Genomic DNA, 19,298 nt, shown 5'->3' on the forward strand with positions numbered 1-19,298 from the left:
ACGTTTATGGCTCAAAGTCCCAAAAGCTTGGGCGCATGTAACATGTCGGAGAACACTTCGGCCCCTAGTTCTTCCAATCGCGCACCATCATCATGGGCCGCGTAGCCCAGGCAGCGCATATTGGCGCGGATTGCTGCGGTGACACCGTTTTCGCTGTCTTCGATCACAACCGGCACCGTTGCGCCGAAATGCTGTGCAGCGGTCAGGAACAGGGTCGGGTCGGGCTTGCCCGTTCCAAGCACCTGCGCCGAAAACATCACATCTTGAAAACGCTCCCAAAGACCATTCTGGCCCAAAGTGATCTTCATTTTCTCAGGCCGCCCATTTGAGGCGACACAGTAGGGAATGTCACTTGCATCCAGTTGCGCCAGCAATTCACGGATACCCGCGACCAGAGGCGTGCCTGCTTTCAGCGTCTCGTAGATTTCCGCATAGATTTGATCAGTCCAGTCATCCGGCAGATCAGCCCCCAGCTCGCGCGCCTTGTCGCGCACACCGGTCATGGTGCCGCCGACAAACAGGGACATGCATTCGGCTAAGGACAAGTGCAGACCATGGCCAGCGAGATTGTCGACCATGACCTGATTGGACAAAACCTCGCTATCGACCAGAACGCCGTCGCAATCAAAGATAACCAAATCGTGCATCTCAGCCCCCTGTGCGCCACATCAGCGAGATATGCGTGTCGCCATATTTCCGCGCGTCGTGCAGCGTGAAGCCCTCGGGCGCAGTCATTGGGGTGCTTTCTTCCCAGACGATCAGAGCGTCATCAGACAGCCAACCACCTTGGGTGGCGGCGGCCAGTGCCCTTTGACCCAGAGCTTTTCCGTAAGGCGGATCCAGAAAAACCAGATCACAAACAGCGCCCGGGTTTTCGCCCAAACGGATCGCATCCCGCCGGATCAAAGTGGTCTGGCTGGCACTGCCAGTTAGGGCGATATTCTTGCGGATCAGACTCTGCGCGACCCTCCCATCATCGACAAACGTGACGTGGGACGCGCCGCGAGACAGCGCTTCAAGTCCCAATGCACCGGTGCCCGCAAACAGGTCGAGAACCTGCAAGCCGTCGAAGTCGATCTGATGATTTAAAACGTTGAACAGGCTTTCCCTTACCCGGTCAGTGGTCGGGCGAAGATGCGCACCGGCATCGCCTTTGCCAACCGAAGTCAGAGCCCGGCCCCGGAAGTCTCCGGCGATGATCCTCACGCTTTGAGCAGCGGTTTCAGGTCCGCTTCTGGGTCGGCAACAACAGCCGGATCAGCGGTCTTGCCGGCATCAATCAGGCGTTTGCCAACCATATAGGCGCGCGGGTCATTCATCGCGTCGACCGCGATCAGCTGATCTCCCTTGTAGTACCAGAAAGACACCGTCGCGCCCTCACCCTTGCGAGTCACCACACGGTCATAGCCGGTATTCAGCCCGGCGATCTGCAGCTTGACGTCATACTGATCGGACCAGAACCATGGCGTTGCAGTGTAATCCTTAGCCGCGCCCAACATGTTCTGGGCCACGATCTCGGCCTGATCAATGGCGTTCGGCACGCTTTCCAGGCGGATACGGCCTTCGCCATGCGGGAACGACGCGCAATCGCCCGCCGCCCAGATCGACGGATCAGAGGTGCGGCCATGGGCGTCGGTCTTGATGCCGTTATCCAGCTCTAACCCGGCTATTTCAGCCAATTGAATCGACGGCGCGATGCCGACGCCAACCACGACGAAATCCACCTCAAGCTCGGTGCCGTCGGTCAGAATAGCACCCTTCACTTTGCCGTTTTCACCAACCAGACGATCCAACCCGACGCCCTCACGAATGTCGGCCCCGTATTCGGTGTGCAGCGTGCGAAAGTAGTCGCTTGTCTCTTTCGCCGCAACACGCTGAAGGATGCGGTCGGCCATCTCGACCAAGGTCACCCTGACCCCGCGCTTGGCACAAACGGCGGCGGCTTCAAGCCCGATATAGCCGCCACCAACGATCAGCGCGCGGGCGCCATCCGATACCCGAGGTTCCATCTCGTCGATATGGGCGAGATCTCGCACCACATGGACACCCTCAAGATCGCCCCCGATCGCTGCGGGCAGGCGGCGTGGGTCGGACCCAGTGGTCAGCGCCAGTTCATCATAGGTGATCACCTCATCGCCGAGGGTCACCGTCTTGGCCTTTGGATCAATCGCCGTCACACGTTGACCCAACCGTAGGGTGATATTGTTTTCGGCATAGAAGCTCTCGGGCCGCAAGAACAGGCGCTCCAGTTCCATCTCGCCCAACAGGTAAGCCTTGGACAAGGGCGGGCGTTGGTAGGGCAAATGCGGCTCGGCTCCGATCAGGGTGATGTCACCTTCGAACCCGTCCTTGCGCAGCCGTGCTACCAAAGAAGCACCGGCCTGCCCTGCCCCGATCACGACAATATGGCTCATGTTTCGCTCACCCTGCAGAATTCACGTGGTTACTTTGTTTCGACCACCTATATTGCGGCAAAGCCCGACTCTGCAAATCCAAATGACAGGAGCGTAAAAATGATTGCAACAGGTGACATGCTGCCCGAGGCCACGCTGATCCAGATGGGTGCCGAAGGCCCCGTGGAGGTTCGGATTTCAGACAAGACCAAAGGGCGCAAGGTTGTGATCTTCGCTGTACCCGGTGCGTTCACCGGAACCTGCACAACCGCTCATGTACCAAGCTTCATGCGGACCAAGGACCAGTTCGATGCCAAGGGTGTAGAAGAAATCATCTGTATCTCGGTCAACGACCCTTTCGTGATGGGCGCCTGGGGAGAAAGCACCGGTGCAACAGCGGCCGGGCTGACCATGCTGGCCGATGCAGCGTCCGAGTTTACCAAGGCCATCGGCATGGATTTCGACGCCCCGCCCGTAGGCCTGATTGCACGCTCCAAACGCTATGCAATGCTGGTTGAAGACGGCAAGGTTGTGGCGATGAATCTGGAAGAAAACCCCGGTGTCTGTGAGGTCTCGGCTGGTGAAGGCCTGCTTGATAGTATCTGATCCCTGTCGGCCCCGGTTTGACCGGGGCCACGTGAAACGCATTTAACTTGATGCAACGCCCCGATGCGCCAATACTTGGCCCATACAACTGGGGAGTTCATTGATGCGACTGAAATTTCTTACATTGTTTCTTGGCACCGCCGGGGCCCTGGCGGCGTGCGGACCTGCACCCACACCCCAACAACAGGCTGCGCGACAGCACGAGATCGCCTGCCTGAGTGGTACCATAGGCGGCGCCCTGATCGGTGGAGTGATCGGCAATCAATTTGGCGGTGGTTCAGGCAAGACCATCCTGACGGCGGCGGGCGCCGCTGCGGGTGGCGTGTCTGGCGAACGTTACGCGTGCTGAGGAGATTTGAGATGAAACGAGTATTGATTATCACCACCGCATTCCTGATGGCTGCTGCTGCAAACGCCGAGACTGTCGCAGAACTGCACGAGGCCGAGTTGAATAACATCGACACCAACAATGACGGCTTCCTGTCCAAGGACGAATTCAACGCCTTCTCGGACTATGCATTTCAGGCAATGGACGAAGACAAGAACGGCACTCTGGGCCTGAGCGAAGCAAAACCGTTCTTGGATATCAAACAGTTCGAAGCCGTTGACCGGGATGGCGACAGTCTTATCTCAAAGGCAGAGTATGTCAGCCAGATGCAGAACGATTTTGACGCTGCGGATAAGGATGGCAACGGTCTCTTAGATTAAACGCCAACTTGGTTGGCAGGAGCATGTCATGAATAAATGGATCTGCCTCGGTAGCCTGGTGGCTTTGGCCGCATGTGACGTACAGCAATCCCCGGTGATCAGCGGCCCTGATGGTCAGGTGCAGATTCAGATCAATACCAGCGGTCTGACCTGTTATGAAAATCGGTGTCTCGACATCAATCCGTCGGCCCGTAGCGTGCGGTCCGTCGGCACCCGTACGATCAGAATTCCGGGCAATATCAATGTCAGCGACGGCACAATCACCCCGGCAGAATTCAAGCAGCTGGGAACGGCAACATTGCTGGCCGGTGGGACGGGTTCACGCGGAGACCGTTAGCAGGCTGTCCATCTTACGCGCCAGCTTGGCGTCTTGTGCAGACAGACCGCCAACATCATGGGTCGACAGGACCACCTCTACCGTGCGGTAGACATTCGACCATTCGGGGTGGTGGTTCCATTTCTCGGCCCAGATCGCCACCTGCGTCATCCAGCCAAAGGCGGCGACAAAATTATCGAAGATGAAGGTCTTGGTGATCGCATCGCGGTCTTCGACCATGGTCCAGCCATTTCTGAACAGCGGGTCCAGCAGCGGGCCGCGGGTCTCGGTTGACAGAAGTTCGGTCATTGCTGTTCCTCCGGGTTCGATTTCCTGAACGGGCCATAATCCGTCAGAATCTCGATCTCTTCTCCCACTGCGTGGGACTCGGCGTCCAGATATTTCTGAACCGCATCAGCAAAACCCGGATCGCCAACCCAGTGCAAGCTATGCGTGCGGGTTGGCAGATAGCCGCGCGCCAGCTTGTGCTCGCCCTGCGCACCGGCCTCAACCCGCGCCAGACCTTCCGCAATGGCAAAGTCGATCGCCCTATAATAGCACAGTTCGAAATGTAGACATGGGTGATGTTCGACACAGCCCCAATACCGGCCATACAGCGTTTCCCGCCCGACAAAATTTAACGCACCGGCGACGGGGTATCCATTGCGTTCGGCCAGCACCAAGGCGATGTCATCCGTCATGGTTTCCTGAGCGATATCAAAGAATTGTCGCGTCAGGTAGGGCGAGCCCCATTTTCGCGCGCCGGTATCCTGATAGAACCGCCAGAATGCGTCCCAATGCTCGGGTCGCAGATCATCGCCGGTGATTGTTCGAATCTGCCCACCGAAATCACAGGCCTGCGTGCGTTCCTTCTTGATATTCTTGCGTTTGCGCGAGGACAGCGCAGCCAGAAACTCGTCAAAATCGGCGTAATCATCATTGAGCCAGTGAAACTGCTGCGAGTGGCGGACCATCAGGCCCATCTGCTCACCTGCCAGCGCTTCGGCCTCGGTGCAGAAAGTAGCGTGCAGCGAGGAAATTCGATTCTCGGCGGCCAGTTGCACCGCTCCTTGCACCAGCGCCGAGATCCCGACAGCATCGTAGCCGGGTCGCACCAAAAAACGCCTGCCAGTCGCGGGTGTGAAGGGCACCGCGATCTGCAGCTTGGGATAATATCGCCCGCCCGCGCTTTCATAGGCATGAGCCCAGCTATGGTCGAAGATGTATTCACCTTGGGAGTGCGACTTGGCAAACATCGGGGCTGCCGCAATCAGCATCCCGTCCAGATAGGCTGTTAGGTATTGCGGCTGCCAGCCGGTACCACGCCCGACCGAGCCGCTTTCTTCCAGGGCATGCAAAAACCGATGTGTCGTGAACGGATCAAGCGGTCGCCCGCCATCGGCAACCTCGGGGCAGGCGCAACTGTCCCAGTCGCTCGCGGAAATCTGCGAGATCGATGTCAGAACCCGAACCTCAATCTGTGCCTGATCCATATCCCCTCCGCGCTGCACCTTTATCTGTGATCGCGCGCGCCGGGATCAAGCGGGATGTTCGGCCAGATAGCCTTCGAACGTAACATTATCGGCAACCTTGCGTGCCTCTGCTTCTTGTTCAAGCGAGCGCACGGTCCAGCACAGGATCGGCACACCCTGTGCCTTCAACTCAGCGACCCGGGGGCGGTCAAGATCGATGACTTCATGGCTGATAAAGCTGGCTCCAACGCGGTCGAAATCCGGGATGTTGCGCAGATGATCGCAGACGGCTTGCGGCAGAAGCTCGACTTTGGGCTCGTAAGAACTGGTAACGAGACCGCGCGGCAAATGTGGCGTAAGGCGTGCAATCTCTGCGACTGAATGCGGGTTGAACGACATCAGCGCGACCGGGCCTTCATAGTCTTTCAGTGCGCTTACAACATCTGCTTCCAAAGCGCCGATATCGGGGCCCATTGCACCATCTTGATCCTTCAGCTCGATGAGCAAGGGCACCCGTCCTGCAACAATGGCCAGCACCTCTTCCAGCGAGGGGATACCTTCACCGTCAGAATGCAGAAGCGTCTGGGCCCGCGCTTGTGTTTCGGTGATCTGTTGGATCGGTCCGGGCTGCCCGGTCAGACGTGTCATGTCATAGTCGTGAAACACCATGGCCCGATTGTCACGGGTGCGTTGCAGATCAATCTCGACCCCATAACCGGCGTCTATTGCGGCACGAATGGCGGCCCGGCTATTCTCGGGCCGCTGATCAGAAATGTCATGCAGCGCGCGATGTGCTATCGGGCGCTGCAGGAACTCAGACGGAAGGGACGGTTTCATTGAACCTCGAAAATACCCTCGATTTCAACGGCAACACCCAAAGGCAATGAGGCTGCGCTGACGGCCGAGCGCGAATGACGACCGGCGTCGCCCAGCGCTTCGACCAGGAAGTCGGAGGCCCCGTTGATCACCTTCGGCTGTTCTGTGAAATCAGCGGTCGAGTTTACAAAACCGGTCAGCTTGATCACGCGCACCAGCTTGTCGATATCGCCACCACAAGCCGCTTTGACCTGAGCCAACAGGTTGATGGCGCAGACTTTGGCTGCAGCGGCGCCTGCCTCAACATCCATATCATCACCGAGCTTACCAGTGATCAGATCATCCGCCTTGGAGATCTGGCCCGACACGTAGACAATGTTGCCAATGCGCACGAAAGGAACGTAGTTCGCTGCCGGAGCAGGTGCGTCCGACAGGCTGACACCCAGGCTGTCCAGTTTTGCTGCGATGCTCATATGATTGATCCTCATCTCGTAGTGATTCAGCGCGGACGCTACCCGGGAAAACCTGTTTCCGAAAGCGGGAAAGCGGGATTTTTCCCATTGCCTGCAAACTGGGCAGGTCTTCTCTTATTCAGGAAGTGTTGAATTCGTGTCACTTTACGTCGCCCCATCGGCTGAGGTAAACGCGAGTTGTTGTTTCAAATCCTGCGCGAAACCTCTATGTGAGACCAATTGCGCCACCAAGGGTGCAAAGGCTGTATTGATTGAAGGCCCGGATACCGCTGGGCAATTTTCGGAGTAACGAAGACAGTGCCAAGTTACATTCGTCTGAAGCACCTGATCATATTCGCCATCCTGACGGTCCTATCGGCATGCGCGACGCAGCCTCAGGACGCAGCGGCGCGGGGTGAGATTTTTGACCCCTATGAAGGGACCAACCGGGGCATTCACAAGTTCAATCTGGGTGTGGACCGATTCCTGTTCCGACCGGCCTCGAAAGGCTATGTGAAGATCGTACCAGATCCGATGGTTACCAGTTTCAATCACTTTGCCGAAAACCTGACGATGCCCGGGCAGGCGCTGGACTATCTGCTGCAAGGCAATCTGAAACAGTCCGGCAATGCGCTGCTGCGCTTTCTGATCAACTCGACCGTGGGCGGCTTTGGCCTGTCAGCCCCGGCTGATGAGCTGAACCTGCCGCCTGTTGATACTGATTTCGGCGAAACCCTGCATGTCTGGGGCGTGGGCGAAGGTGCTTATGTGGAACTGCCCTTCTACGGCCCGTCCACCGCGCGCGATGCGGTCGGCGTTGTGGTCAACCTGTTCTCGAATCCGATCAACTTTAGCCCGACCCGCCCGGTCGACAATATTGGTGTCTATGCCGAGGTCGTGCGGCGGATGGGAGATCGCGGTCGGTTCTCGGATACAGTTGATTCGATTCTGTACGAAAGTGCAGACAGTTACGCGCAAGCGCGCACGATCTACCTGCAAAATCGCCGCTTTGAACTGGCAAGGGATGATGAAGACGCCTATCTGGGTCTGTATGACGATCCCTACGCCACCACCGGGACCGACCCTGTCAGAGACCCCTATCTTGACCCGTACGAGGACCCCTATGCCGAATAACCTGTTGAACCGACGCCGTTTTGTGGCCACCGCCCTGACCGGGATGACAGTTGCCGCATTGCCTCTGCCCGCGTTCGCGCTGACCGAAGCGCAGGCCAAACAGCTGGTCAACAGCGTTGTGGCCGATATCACGCGTATCATTGACTCGGGTAAATCCGAAAATGCCATGCTACGTGATTTTCAAAAGATCTTTGTGCAATACGGTGATGTGCCGATCATGGCCCGCTATGCGCTGGGGGCGGATGCACGCACAGCCTCATCCGCACAGCTGCGTCAGTTCACCAAAGCGTTCGAAGGCTATATTTCGCGCAAATATGGTCGCCGGTTCCGCGAGTTCATCGGCGGTGAGGTCACCGTGCGTAACGCGCGCAAGATCAAGACCGGATACGAGGTCAGAACCTCAGTCAAATTGCGCGGCTCATCCCCGTTCGAAGTGACATTCCTGGTGTCCGACAAATCGGGCCGTGGCAAGTTCTACAACATGTTCATCGAAGGTGTGAATTTGTTGCTGACCGAGCGCACAGAGATTGGCGCAATGCTGGATGCGCGCGGCGGCGACCTGAATCGCCTGATCAAGGATCTGAAAAAGACTGGCTGATCAGAGGTATTACCTTACGCCGGCCACCGCTCGACCCGTTCGCGCGGTGGCTTTTTTGTTCAGGTTGCAGGCTTGCGCGCGATCTGGCTGACATAAGACATGTAGCCAAAAAACGTGTTTGCAGACACACGCGCCCGGGCCTCGGATTTCAGCGCCTGTGCCGTTTCAGGCGCCAACAACCCGGTCTCAGCCATTCGATCCGCACCACGGTCGATAACGGTCAGAAAGTAAGTCGCCTCTCCTTCGGCTACATAACCGTGTCCCCGGCGACGGCCCAGCTCAAAACCTGCCTGAGAGAGTACACCGCCAATCTGGCGCATGATCCAAAGGTTTGTGACGTTCTGATTGATCATGAACCGAATGAGTTGATCCAGAGGATCAAAATCGGCAATCTGCGCTGTGGCGGTATCGTAGTCCCCATCGCAGATCGCGAATATCCCGCCCGGTTTCAGTATCCGAAAGGCCTCGGAAACCACATCGTCGGGGCCGGGTACATGGCACAACAGTGTATGCGCCAGAACAAGGTCTGCTGAGCTATCTTCAAGCCTGGTTGCCTTTGCATCGCCGGTTTCAAAAACAAGATTGCTCTCGCTGGCGAAGCTGTTTCTCGCACGTTCGACCATAACCGGTGAGGGCTCAATGCCGAGCGCGCGCTCCACCCCGCCGACAGAAAGCAGCTCTTGCGTGATGTGCCCGGTGCCTGAACCCAGCTCAACCGCGAACCCGCCCTCAGGGACAATCAAATCACTTAGATAGCTATCCCTGATCTCTTTCTGCGCCGGCTCCAGACACCGCGCTTCCATAGCTTCGGCGATACGCTCTTGGACCGAGATATCCTGCCCGGCCAGATCGGAATACGGATCGGACATAGCGCGCCTCCCTTCGCTACGTCCCAAGATAGCATATTTCAAATTAACCGGCCAAAACCGACCGTGATTGCTATGGCCCACCCCGGGTTGGTGCGGGCCAACGGCAACTTAATTCAGCCGTTCACCCGTTTCCTTGGCAAAGTAGGACACCTTGCTCATGTCGAACGCCAAGTTCAGCAATTGACCGGCCTGCGCGCTGGTTTCAGCATGCAGCCGCGCCGTGACCTGCTTGCCACCCAATTCCGACACCACATAGGTATCTGCCCCTGCGGGTTCGACCATATCGACCATGCAGGCGGCTTCCTGCACGCCTGCGCCAGCGCGGAACCCCGCCTCGGCGATATCTTCAGGGCGTAGACCAAGGATGACATCCTGCGGCAGAGACAAGTCGCGTGCATCGTTCAGAACCAGCGTTTCACCGGATTCGCGTGCAATAGAGATTTGCGTTCCCGAGCCATTGTTCGATGCCTGTGCCGGGATCAGGTTCATCGCAGGTGAGCCCATGAAATCCGCCACAAACAGGTTGGCCGGGTTGTTGTAGATCTCGGCCGGAGTACCGATCTGCTGCACGACCCCGCCTTTCAGGACCACGATCTTGGTGGCCAGCGTCATCGCTTCGATCTGGTCGTGGGTGACATAAACAATGGAGGCGTCCAGTGTCTGGTGCAGCTTCTTGATCTCGGTCCGCATCTCGACCCGCAGCTTGGCGTCAAGGTTCGACAGCGGTTCATCGAACAGGAACAGCTTGGGGTCGCGCACCAACGCCCGGCCCATCGCGACCCGCTGACGCTGACCACCCGACAGTTGGCTGGGGCGGCGGTTCAGCAATGGCTCGATCTGCAGCAAGGAGGCGACGTCTTTCAGCTTAGCTTCCTGCGTGGCCTGATCGACGCCGCGCACTTTCATGCCGAAGGTGATGTTCTTGGCCACCGACATGGTCGGGTACAAAGCGTAAGACTGGAACACCATCGCGATGTCGCGATCCTTGGGGCTGACATGGGTCATGTCGTTGCCGCCGATGGACAATGTGCCACCGGTGATCTCTTCCAGTCCCGCAATGCAGTTCAGCAGCGTAGACTTACCGCAGCCCGAGGGGCCGACAAGCACCAGGAAATCGCCCGGTTCAATCGAGATGTTGATGTCTTTCAGAATCTCGGTCGCGCCGTAATTCTTGTAGAGTTTGTTGATATCAAGGATGGGAGCCATGGGTCTTATCCCTTCACTGAGCCAGCGGTCAGGCCGCGGATGAAATACTTACCGGCAACGACATAGACGAGCAGCGTTGGCAGCCCCGCGATGATCGCGGCAGCCATGTCGACGTTGTATTCTTTGACGCCGGTGGTGGAGTTTACGATGTTGTTGAGCGCAACAGTCACGGGCTGTGTCCCCGCCTGGCTGAACGACACGCCAAACAGGAAGTCGTTCCAGATCTGCGTGAACTGCCAGATCACAGTCACCACGATGATGGGCAGCGACAGCGGCAGGAAGATCGACCAGAAAATCCGCATGAACCCAGCCCCATCAACCCGCGCCGCCTTGGTCAGCTCGGCCGGAATGGTGACATAGTAGTTGCGGAAGAACAGCGTGGTGAAGCCCAGCCCGTAGATCACATGGACAAAGATCAGGCCCGGAATGGTTCCGGCAATCCCCATCATACCCAGCAGACGTGCCATTGGCAGCAGAACAACTTGGAACGGGATGAAGCAACCGAACAGCATCAGCGAGAAGATGATATTGGCCCCTTTGAACCGCCATTGCGCCACGACATAGCCGTTCAGCGCACCCAGCAGGGTCGACAAAAATACCGCAGGCACCGCGATCAGAACCGAGTTCCAGAAATAGGGTCGCAAACCTTCACACTGGATACCGGTACAAGCGCCGGACCATGCGGTTTTCCAAGCGTCAAAGCTGACCTCTCGCGGCAGCGAAATCAGGCTGCCGGTGCGGATCTCCTCAAGGCTTTTCAATGATGTCGTCAACATCACGAAGAGCGGCATCAGATAATACAGTGCAAACAGGCCAAGCAGGACATAAAGCAACCAACGCAGGGCAATCTTGCCCGTAGTGCTTTGGGTGCGGGTTTGTGTTTGGGGCATCGACAGATCAGTCATTTTTCGCCCTCAGCTCTGAGTAAAGATAGGGAACCACGATGGCAAAGACGACCAGCATCATGATCATCGCGGACGAGGCTGCTTGACCAATATCGCCGCGCGAAAACGCCATGGCGTACATGTAAGTAGCGGGCAGATCGGTTGCGTAGCCCGGACCGCCACCAGTCAGGGCGATGACAAGGTCGAAGCTTTTGATTGCGAGGTGCGCCAGCACGATGAAAGCAGACAGGAAAATCGGGGCCATCGAAGGGATGATGATCGCCGTATAGATGCGCCACGTGGGGATACCATCGACCTGTGCGGCCTTGATGATCTCGCCATCGACCGAACGCAAACCGGCCAAAAACAACGCCATGACGAAGCCGGAACTCTGCCAGATCGCGGCGATCACGATAGTGTAGATCGCATAGTCAGGGTTCACCAGCCAGTCGAATTCGAAATTCGGAAAGCCCCAGCCCTGCACCATGGATTCGATGCCCAGGCCCGGGTTCAAAATCCACTTCCACGCCGTACCTGTCACAATCATCGACAACGCCATCGGGTACAAGTAGATCGTCCGGATCGCGCCTTCGACGCGGATCTTCTGATCCAGCAGGATGGCCAGCAACAGGCCCAGTACCATCGCGATCACGATGAACAGCGCACCAAAGATATAAAGGTTGTTGATCGCCGTATCCCAGCGGGGAGAGTCGAACAGGCGTTCATACTGAATGAAGCCTTTGATCTCGTATTTCGGCAGTAGTTTCGATCGGGTTAGCGACACCCATGCGGTCCATCCGATAAATCCGTAGACAAAGATCAATACGGCGATGAACGACGGTGCCAGCACCACCTTGGGCAGGTGGTTTTCCAGCCATTCGGACATTTTAGCCTCCGGGGAAAGATGCTCTGCCCCTCACTATAGGGGGCAGAGCGTATTGGATCAGTAGCTGTTTGCTACCGCGTCCGCCAGTTGCTGAACCGCGTCAGCCGAGGACATATCCGAGTTGAAATGTGCAGTTACAACATCCGTAATCGCACCGGCCTGCGACCCGCGCAGCGCCATGCCATGGGCATAAGACGGCAGCAGCGAACCGCCTGCCGAGGTCGAACCCATATCTTCGGCCGAGATTTGCGCGCAGATGTCGAACGCATCCAGCGCCACATCAGTCCGCGCAGGGATCGAGCCCTTGTTCAGGTTGAACACTTCCTGGAATTTCGGCGCGACTATCAGCTTGGCCAGCAATTCCTGACCAGCGCGGTTGTCGTCACCTTCCACTTCGAACATGGCGAAGCTGTCGACGTTGTACAGATATCCGTCGCCGGGGGTCGAGGCACACAGGAAGTCTTCGCCGGGCTTCTTGCCAGCCGCCAGGAATTCGCCCTTGGCCCAGTCACCCATGATTTGGAAGGCTGCTTCGCCATTCATCACCATGGCGGTGGCAAGGTTCCAGTCGCGGCCTGAGAAGTTTTCGTCCACATAACCGCGCAGGGTGCGCATCTGATCAAAGACCTGAACCATGGTGTCCGAGGTCAGCGCCTCGGGGTCGAGATCGACAAAGGCTTTCTGATAGAACTCGGGGCCACCCAGACCCAGCGCAACCGCTTCGAACACTGTGGCGTCTTGCCACGCCTGGCCACCATGGGCCAACGGGATCACTCCGGCAGCCTGCAGTTTTTCGGCAGCGGCGTTGAACTCTTCCCAAGTTGTGGGCATTTCAATGTCGTTGGCGGCCAGAACGTCAGCATTGGCCCAGATCCAGTCGATGCGGTGCACGTTCACAGGTGCTGCGCACCACGTACCTTCGCACATCATGTGGCCCGCAATCGATGCTGGCAGCACATCGGCCCAGCCTTCGGCTTCTGCCACGGATGAAATGTCTGCCAAAACGCCCTCTTCATACCATTCCTGAATGGCAGGTCCTTTCAGCTGAACAGCAGTCGGCGCGTTACCCGCAAGAACCCGGGCCCGCAGCGCAGTCATGGCCGCATCGCCGCCGCCACCTGCGACCGGCATATCGGTCCATGTGCCGCCGTTCGAGGCGAACTCTTCCTGCAGAACCGCGACCGATTTCGCCTCACCACCGGATGTCCACCAGTGCAGAACTTCGGCCTTTGGTTCAGCCACAACAGCCGACCCGGCCACTACGGCCAAGGTCGACACGGTGGCAAATGCAAAACGCTTCATTTTTTGTTCTCCTCCCTGAGAATTCGGTGCCACCCCAAGGGCGGCCATAGGTGATATAGCGCTAACGGATTGCCGCATGGCAACGCAGAATGCGATGCAATATCCTGACAAGGTGGAAATTTTCACCGCTTTTGTTACCCCGTGTTACGTTGGTCTTGAATCCGTTTCCATTCGTTACAATTGGCGGCGATGGAGAACCCTGAGGAGGAGAAACAGAGTGGGCATTCCCCGGCTCCTGGTGGTGGACGACGATTCGGAGATGCGGTCGATGATGACCCAGTTCTTTCAGCAGAACGGGTATATTGCTCTGCCTGCCAGTTCCGAAAGTGAAATACGCACGCATCTAACCTCGGGGCGGATCGACCTGATCCTGTTGGACGTGATGCTGGGCGATGAAAACGGCGTCGAGATCTGTGCCCGGTTGCGGGCCGAACAGGATGTACCGATCATTCTGGTATCGGCCCTGTCGGCGGATCATCAGCGCATGGCAGGATATGAGGTTGGAGCAGACGATTACATCGCCAAACCATTCAACCCGCAACTGTTGCTGGCCCGCGTCCGTGCGGTGATGCAACGCGCCCGACGCACGCCTTCGCTGGCATACCGCCGCCGCACGCGCACCTTTCACTTTGACGGCTGGGTCTTTGACGGCAAACGGGACGAGGTGCATTCGCCCGAAGGCTATCTGGTTTCCCTGTCCCAACGGGAGACCGCCCTGCTGAAGGTTTTGCTGGCGAACCCGCATATTCCGCTGACCCGTGATGAGATCGCCGCCGCACTGGATGTAACCGGTGAGGCCGACAAGCCCGAGGCGCAAGGCCGTGCCATAGATATGCTGGTGGGGCGGTTGCGGTCGAAAATCGAGGCCAATCCAAAAGACCCCCAGATGCTGCGCACCGAGCGCGGTGTTGGCTATCTGTTTACCGCGGACGTTATGGTGGATGAGGACGCATGACCCTGCGCCTGCGCAGTTTTGGCTGGCTCTGGACCCTGTCCGCCTTTGTCGCGGGGCTGGTCGCTGCCGGGATGTGGTTCACCTCGGCACAGGCGTGGAACCGGTACCAGACCGCAGCATTTGTTGCTGGTTTCACCATATACGAAGACTTGCGAACGGGGATGGCGCCGCCACCCGGCCTATTGATCAACCCATTGCCAACCGAGGCAGCCGCGCTTGCTGATAGTGGAGCGTTCCAGCAAATGCCCGGCTTTGCGGATCGCCGCTTTGTCACCAATCTGTCGATCCTGACCGACAGTTCAGCCCCCCTGAGTGGCCGCGAATTGACGCTTGCGGTGTTATCGGATCGACTGGTCTATCCGGTTTCAGACATCGTATCTGGCAGCGATCAGACCGGCCCCGAGAAGATGGGGAACCTGACCCGCCTGTTGGCCACATATTGCAGCGAACCTATCCTGATCGCGCAATTCGGGCGCGGGGTCTGGCAGCAAGTCGACGGCACCGCAATCTGGGGCTGTAAGGCTGCGCCGGTTGATCTGCGTTTGCCCGCAATATTGCTGGGCATTGTGTCCTTGGCGGTGCTTCTGACCTCGGTCGGGAATGTTTCTGACAGTTTCGCACGCTTTGCTCAGGCACTTGGTGACCGCCGACGTCGCGGCGGGCCGCAAAGCTATGACGCGGACGGGCCTGAAGAGCTGCGCGATATCGTGACTGCGGTGAATGATCACCTCGATGCCGAACGTGCGCAGCTTGAGAAACGCGCCATTGTACTGTCGGGTGTCAGCCACGATCTGGGGACCCCTGCAACCCGCGTCCGGCTGCGTGCGGCGCTGATTCCCGATGGCGAGTTGCGCGAAAAGCTCGAGGCCGACGTGGACCAGATGACCGGCATGATAGAAAGCGTGCTTACTTACACGCGATCGGAACTCAGCGTCGAGGAACCGCGCCAGATATCGTTGACCTCGCTGGTTGAATCGCTTGTGGCCGATTATCAGGATATGGACCGGCCTGTGTCGTTGAAAGCCGTTGATCCGGTTGTCGTCGAAAGCGCGTCGTCTGTTTTCATGTCACGCCGTGGGCATGCGTCGCTACCGGAAACGCGGCGCATCCTGGTGACGGGTCAACCGATCGCATTGAAACGAGCGTTGTCCAATCTGATCGATAATGCCCTGAAATACGGTCGTCACGCCGAGGTTGAACTGGAAACTGATGCTCAGACCGCCACGATCGTCGTCGAGGACAAGGGCACCGACCTATCGGTCGCGGATATCGAGGCGCTACTGGCACCGTTCCAGCGCGGATCAAACATCGGATCTTCGGACGGGTTCGGATTGGGCCTGACAATTGTCAGCACCGTTGCCGAACAACATGGCGGAACGCTGAGTTTCGAGGCCGGAGATCAGGGTCTGCGCGCCCGACTACAGATCACACGGCAATAGTCATGGCGCATAGCTGCGCACCAAGGCGCTGGCGATCAAGGCCCAGCCATCAGCGATGACGAAAAACGCCAATTTGAACGGCAGCGAGACTGTAGCCGGGGGCACCATCATCATTCCCATCGACATCAAAACCGCTGCGACAACGAGATCGATTATCAGGAAAGGCAGGAAAATCAGGAACCCGATCTGAAAGGCCCGCGCGATTTCCGACAACATGAAGGACGGCATCAGCACGGATAACGGGGCTTCGGGCGATAGTTGGATCGCAGCACCATCCGGGCGCAGGTCTGCCATGGCCTGAAACGTGTCTGCATCAATACGCGCTGCCATAAAACTGCGAAACGGCACCAGCGCGCGTTCCAGCGCAGGCTCTACGTCAAGCGTTTCCTCGACCATCGGCTGAATCCCTGTCTCCCACGCCTCGGTAAAAACCGGCTCCATGACGAAATAGGTCAGAAACAGCGCCAAACTGACGATCAACATGTTTGGTGGTGACTGCTGCAAGCCGATTCCTTGCCGCAGGATCGCCAAAACCGTGATCAAAAACGGGAAACAGGTGATCATGATCGCCAGTCCCGGTGCCAGGCTGAGCACCGTGATCAGCAAAATCAACTGGATGGTCCGGGCCGAGATCGACCCGCCCTCGCCCAGGGACAGCGACAGTTCTTGCGCCGCGCCACCGGAGGGTATGACCAGCAAAAATGCCAGCCAAAACAGGTGGCGCATCATCCGATCCCGTTCTGCAGATCCGAGATTTCGGTCAGCCGTACCGCCAGTTGCCCGGACTGATCGCCCTCCATCTCTTCCAACAGACCGCGCGCGACCAATTGATCCCCGACATAGAGGTCAACCGGATCCTCGATCCGCTTGTCCAGTGTCAGTACGGCATTTTCACCCATGCTCAACAGGTCACGGATCAAAGGCCGCGCACGCCCGACCGAGACGGTGACTTCGATCGGAACAGTCTCGAACGGGTTGGGTTTTTCGGGTTTCGGTGGTTGAGGATCACTCATTTGACAAAGCCTCTTTTGCTTCAAACAGATATGCGTCGAACGCTGCAGCAATGGATGAGAGCAAGGCAGCGCAGTCCACCTCGCGTTGGGCGATCCCCACCTGCAATCGCGCCTGTCCCGGCTGGAGCGAGACATCCTCGATAACCTGGGGACGCGGCGAGATATCCTGCGGCAGCATCGCCTCGACCTGATCCGAAGTGCCCGCCGGAACAGTCAGCTGCAGTGGCTGGCCGACCTGCTCACGCGCCATGTCGCAAAGCTGCTCGGTCAATCGCTTCGCAAAGCCATGCTCGATCGTCTCAGGCAGAATAGTCTGAACCAGGCTGTGGAACATCGGTTCCAGCGACAGGGTCATGCGGGTCAATGCTTCTTGATAGGTAAAGGACAGGTCGGATAACGTCGCCGACAGATCGGAGCTTAGCTGTGTGCCAGTCTGTTCCTGCGCCTGAACCGCATCTTCCCAGCCCGCCCCATAGCCTTGTTCAAATGCAGCAAGCCGCTGTTCTTCCAGTGCGTCTTCATCCAGTAGATGTACGGCCACCCCAGCCGCAGGGGCGGTGAAGTCTTCAAGAAGATGAGCGATCGACATCACACCTTCTCCTCGCCTTCTTCAAGCCAGCTGCGCAGGATCTCTACCGTCTCTTCCTGCTTGTCGCCGATCATGGCGCGCAAACGGTCGACAGGATCTTCCCCTCGCGCAGCGGCAATCGCCGGAACATTCGGCTGCGCCGCATCCGCGAGCGGTGCAAAGTCCGGCGCATCTGCGGTCGCAATTTCCCCGGTCAGGGAAGGCGCTGGGGCGACCTCAACCGGTGCACCTGCTGGCAGCAGCGCCGATGCCGCAGATTTCGTCAGAATTGGCCGTATCACAAACAGACCCAAAACAAGGGAAACCAGCGCCAAAACCACCATCTGGATTAGCGACATAGCGTCGATATGCATGTTCTGCCAGATCGACCCGGACACCAACTCGCCCTGGGGTTCAACCATGGGCAAGTCGAGCGATTTCAGTGTGATGACGTCGCCGCGTTCAGCATCAAACCCGACAGCTGAGGCCACAAGCTCTTGCAGCGCATCAAGCTCAGGCTGCGGCATGGGTTCGAAATTCTCGACCCCATCTGCACCCACCGTCCGCACGCCGTTTACCAGCACGGCAACGGTCAGGCGTTTGATGGCGCCCGGCGCGCGATGAACTTCCAACTCGGTCTCTGACACCTCATAATTCACCCGTTCGCGGGTCTGAGTGGCATTCGAATTGGATTCATCGCCTCCGGCCCCGTCGCCATCCGGCAGATTCGACGCCACTGTCACATCCGCCGACTGATTACGCGCACTGTCCGACCGTTCTTCAACATCCGTGCTGATTGCAACACGGCCTTTGGGGTCAAAGCGACGTTCCCGGATAGACTCGGTTTCGGTCACCGTATCTACGCTGACCTCAACCACCGCGTTGCCGGCCCCGACCCGGGCTTCGACCAGACGTAGAACTTTCTCACGCAATTGGCGCGCCTTATCATCTGCAGTATCGGCTGCCACCGCCGTGTCCTGCGCGCCAATCACGGCCCCATTCGAATCAATCACAGTGACGTTTTCCGATGCCAGCCCGCTAACCGCCGACGCCACTAAAAACCGGATCGCCTTTGCCTGATCTCCGTTAATCGGTGCACCCGACGGGACCAGATAAACCGAAGCGGTTGGTGCTATGCTGCGCTGAAACGGGTTGGAGGAGCTGTTGGCGATGTGCACCCGGGCCTTGCTGACATGCGGGCTGCCCACAATCGTGCGCGCCAGCTCTCCTTCTTTTGCGCGCCAATAGGCGGCATCAAACATCTGCGACGTAGTGCCAAAGCCGCTGAGCGAATCCAGCAGTTCGTAACCGCGATTGCCGTTCGCAGGCAGGCCCTCGCTAGCCAAAGTCATCCGCAACTCATCCCGCTGAACGCCGGGGACGTAGATCGAGCCACCCCTTATTTCATAGTTCACACCACGCTGGTCCAGCGCCCGCACGATATCCCCGGCTGCACCGCTTTCGAGCCCCGCATAAAGCAGCGTCATCGACGGCGCTGTCACAATCCGTGACATCGCAAGCACACCCAGAAACACCAGTGCCACGGCACCGGCCACGATAATTTGTTTGCGCCTGTCCAAACTTGCCCAGACAGTTCCGATCTGCTGCACGCTTACCTCCGACTCACCGACATTCTGTGCGGCTCTGCCCTTGTTTGGACGATTGCCCTTAACAATCGGTT

The 19,298-nt window shown here is 58.0% G+C and carries 24 protein-coding genes; 8 read left to right on the forward strand and 16 right to left on the reverse strand.

Annotated features, from left to right (window positions below):
• Window positions 1-11 precede the first annotated feature (11 nt).
• The 3 genes from I5192_RS15335 to I5192_RS15345 are packed head-to-tail and all read right to left on the reverse strand — an operon-like array spanning window position 12 to window position 2,414.
• Entirely contained in the window at window positions 12-647 is a 636-nt protein-coding gene (locus I5192_RS15335) for an HAD family phosphatase (RefSeq protein WP_170598341.1), read from the reverse strand.
• 1 nt (window position 648) lies between these two features.
• Window positions 649-1,206 carry a 16S rRNA (guanine(966)-N(2))-methyltransferase RsmD gene (rsmD, locus tag I5192_RS15340; protein WP_223117217.1) on the reverse strand — a complete coding sequence of 186 codons (558 nt, stop codon included), beginning with the start codon at window positions 1,204-1,206 and terminating at the stop codon, window positions 649-651.
• Window positions 1,203-2,414: an NAD(P)/FAD-dependent oxidoreductase gene (locus I5192_RS15345; protein WP_223117218.1), complete on the reverse strand. Its 1,212-nt coding sequence runs from the start codon at window positions 2,412-2,414 to the stop codon at window positions 1,203-1,205. The genes rsmD and I5192_RS15345 overlap by 4 nt, the downstream gene beginning before the upstream one ends.
• 99 nt (window positions 2,415-2,513) lie before the next feature.
• Here I5192_RS15345 and I5192_RS15350 point away from each other — a divergent pair, with 99 nt between their 5' ends.
• The 4 genes from I5192_RS15350 to I5192_RS15365 all read left to right on the forward strand — a co-directional run bounded on the left by I5192_RS15350 (window position 2,514) and on the right by I5192_RS15365 (window position 4,044).
• Window positions 2,514-2,999: a peroxiredoxin gene (locus I5192_RS15350; protein WP_223117219.1), complete on the forward strand. Its 486-nt coding sequence runs from the start codon at window positions 2,514-2,516 to the stop codon at window positions 2,997-2,999.
• 103 nt (window positions 3,000-3,102) lie between these two features.
• Window positions 3,103-3,348: a glycine zipper 2TM domain-containing protein gene (locus I5192_RS22705; protein WP_170466621.1), complete on the forward strand. Its 246-nt coding sequence runs from the start codon at window positions 3,103-3,105 to the stop codon at window positions 3,346-3,348.
• Window positions 3,349-3,359: 11 nt separating this feature from the next.
• The gene (locus I5192_RS15360; protein WP_170394805.1) at window positions 3,360-3,707 is read left to right on the forward strand and encodes an EF-hand domain-containing protein; all 348 of its coding nucleotides are present in this window, start codon (window positions 3,360-3,362) and stop codon (window positions 3,705-3,707) included.
• 28 nt (window positions 3,708-3,735) lie between these two features.
• Window positions 3,736-4,044, forward strand: a complete 309-nt coding sequence (locus I5192_RS15365) for a hypothetical protein (protein WP_170394808.1) — start codon at window positions 3,736-3,738, stop codon at window positions 4,042-4,044.
• Here the strand turns inward: I5192_RS15365 and I5192_RS15370 are convergent.
• Genes I5192_RS15370 through I5192_RS15385 form a run of 4 tightly spaced genes read right to left on the reverse strand, consistent with a single transcriptional unit; the run spans window position 4,027 to window position 6,784 of the window.
• Window positions 4,027-4,332: a 4a-hydroxytetrahydrobiopterin dehydratase gene (locus tag I5192_RS15370; RefSeq protein WP_170394812.1), complete on the reverse strand. Its 306-nt coding sequence runs from the start codon at window positions 4,330-4,332 to the stop codon at window positions 4,027-4,029. The genes I5192_RS15365 and I5192_RS15370 overlap by 18 nt on opposite strands.
• The gene (locus I5192_RS15375) at window positions 4,329-5,516 is read right to left on the reverse strand and encodes a GNAT family N-acetyltransferase (protein ID WP_223117220.1); all 1,188 of its coding nucleotides are present in this window, start codon (window positions 5,514-5,516) and stop codon (window positions 4,329-4,331) included. The genes I5192_RS15370 and I5192_RS15375 overlap by 4 nt, the downstream gene beginning before the upstream one ends.
• 45 nt (window positions 5,517-5,561) lie before the next feature.
• Window positions 5,562-6,332 (reverse strand): glycerophosphodiester phosphodiesterase family protein, encoded by a 771-nt coding sequence (locus tag I5192_RS15380; RefSeq protein ID WP_170408532.1) that lies wholly within the window; start codon window positions 6,330-6,332, stop codon window positions 5,562-5,564.
• Window positions 6,329-6,784, reverse strand: coding sequence for a RidA family protein (locus tag I5192_RS15385; RefSeq protein ID WP_170394820.1), 456 nt, complete (start codon window positions 6,782-6,784; stop codon window positions 6,329-6,331). The genes I5192_RS15380 and I5192_RS15385 overlap by 4 nt, the downstream gene beginning before the upstream one ends.
• Window positions 6,785-7,081: 297 nt before the next feature.
• Here I5192_RS15385 and I5192_RS15390 point away from each other — a divergent pair, with 297 nt between their 5' ends.
• Window positions 7,082-7,897, forward strand: a complete 816-nt coding sequence (locus I5192_RS15390) for a VacJ family lipoprotein (protein WP_170394822.1) — start codon at window positions 7,082-7,084, stop codon at window positions 7,895-7,897.
• Window positions 7,887-8,495 carry a phospholipid-binding protein MlaC gene (locus I5192_RS15395; RefSeq protein ID WP_170408534.1) on the forward strand — a complete coding sequence of 203 codons (609 nt, stop codon included), beginning with the start codon at window positions 7,887-7,889 and terminating at the stop codon, window positions 8,493-8,495. The genes I5192_RS15390 and I5192_RS15395 overlap by 11 nt, the downstream gene beginning before the upstream one ends.
• 59 nt (window positions 8,496-8,554) lie before the next feature.
• Here I5192_RS15395 and I5192_RS15400 read toward each other — a convergent pair whose 3' ends face one another.
• The 5 genes from I5192_RS15400 to I5192_RS15420 all read right to left on the reverse strand — a co-directional run bounded on the left by I5192_RS15400 (window position 8,555) and on the right by I5192_RS15420 (window position 13,642).
• The gene (locus tag I5192_RS15400) at window positions 8,555-9,364 is read right to left on the reverse strand and encodes a methyltransferase domain-containing protein (RefSeq protein ID WP_223117221.1); all 810 of its coding nucleotides are present in this window, start codon (window positions 9,362-9,364) and stop codon (window positions 8,555-8,557) included.
• A 108-nt stretch (window positions 9,365-9,472) separates the two neighbouring features.
• On the reverse strand, window positions 9,473-10,570 hold the full coding sequence (locus tag I5192_RS15405) for an ABC transporter ATP-binding protein (protein ID WP_170408536.1): 1,098 nt from the start codon (window positions 10,568-10,570) through the stop codon (window positions 9,473-9,475).
• 5 nt (window positions 10,571-10,575) lie between these two features.
• Window positions 10,576-11,475: a carbohydrate ABC transporter permease gene (locus tag I5192_RS15410; RefSeq protein WP_170426095.1), complete on the reverse strand. Its 900-nt coding sequence runs from the start codon at window positions 11,473-11,475 to the stop codon at window positions 10,576-10,578.
• A complete protein-coding gene (locus I5192_RS15415; protein ID WP_039543053.1) occupies window positions 11,468-12,340 on the reverse strand; it encodes a carbohydrate ABC transporter permease in 873 nt (290 codons plus the stop codon). The genes I5192_RS15410 and I5192_RS15415 overlap by 8 nt, the downstream gene beginning before the upstream one ends.
• Before the next feature lie 57 nt (window positions 12,341-12,397).
• Entirely contained in the window at window positions 12,398-13,642 is a 1,245-nt protein-coding gene (locus I5192_RS15420; RefSeq protein WP_170514081.1) for an ABC transporter substrate-binding protein, read from the reverse strand.
• Window positions 13,643-13,859: 217 nt separating this feature from the next.
• Here I5192_RS15420 and I5192_RS15425 point away from each other — a divergent pair, with 217 nt between their 5' ends.
• Both I5192_RS15425 and I5192_RS15430 read left to right on the forward strand, forming a co-directional pair.
• A complete protein-coding gene (locus tag I5192_RS15425) occupies window positions 13,860-14,597 on the forward strand; it encodes a response regulator transcription factor (RefSeq protein WP_170408540.1) in 738 nt (245 codons plus the stop codon).
• Window positions 14,594-16,036 carry a HAMP domain-containing sensor histidine kinase gene (locus I5192_RS15430; RefSeq protein WP_223117222.1) on the forward strand — a complete coding sequence of 481 codons (1,443 nt, stop codon included), beginning with the start codon at window positions 14,594-14,596 and terminating at the stop codon, window positions 16,034-16,036. The genes I5192_RS15425 and I5192_RS15430 overlap by 4 nt, the downstream gene beginning before the upstream one ends.
• On the opposite strand, the gene fliP is transcribed toward I5192_RS15430, so the two are convergent.
• The 4 genes from fliP to fliF are packed head-to-tail and all read right to left on the reverse strand — an operon-like array spanning window position 16,037 to window position 19,227.
• Window positions 16,037-16,765: a flagellar type III secretion system pore protein FliP gene (gene fliP, locus I5192_RS15435; protein WP_223117223.1), complete on the reverse strand. Its 729-nt coding sequence runs from the start codon at window positions 16,763-16,765 to the stop codon at window positions 16,037-16,039. It abuts the gene before it with no gap.
• Window positions 16,762-17,049: a FliM/FliN family flagellar motor C-terminal domain-containing protein gene (locus I5192_RS15440; protein WP_170394848.1), complete on the reverse strand. Its 288-nt coding sequence runs from the start codon at window positions 17,047-17,049 to the stop codon at window positions 16,762-16,764. The genes fliP and I5192_RS15440 overlap by 4 nt, the downstream gene beginning before the upstream one ends.
• Window positions 17,042-17,638 carry an ABC transporter ATP-binding protein gene (locus I5192_RS15445; protein WP_170802617.1) on the reverse strand — a complete coding sequence of 199 codons (597 nt, stop codon included), beginning with the start codon at window positions 17,636-17,638 and terminating at the stop codon, window positions 17,042-17,044. Before I5192_RS15445 ends, I5192_RS15440 begins: the two co-directional genes overlap by 8 nt.
• Complete coding sequence (gene fliF, locus I5192_RS15450) at window positions 17,638-19,227, reverse strand: flagellar basal-body MS-ring/collar protein FliF (RefSeq protein WP_223117224.1); 1,590 nt, start codon at window positions 19,225-19,227, stop codon at window positions 17,638-17,640. Before fliF ends, I5192_RS15445 begins: the two co-directional genes overlap by 1 nt.
• Window positions 19,228-19,298: the final 71 nt, after the last annotated feature.

It is taken from the genome of Ruegeria sp. SCSIO 43209, assembly GCF_019904295.1.
Taxonomy (GTDB): Bacteria; Pseudomonadota; Alphaproteobacteria; order Rhodobacterales; family Rhodobacteraceae; genus Ruegeria.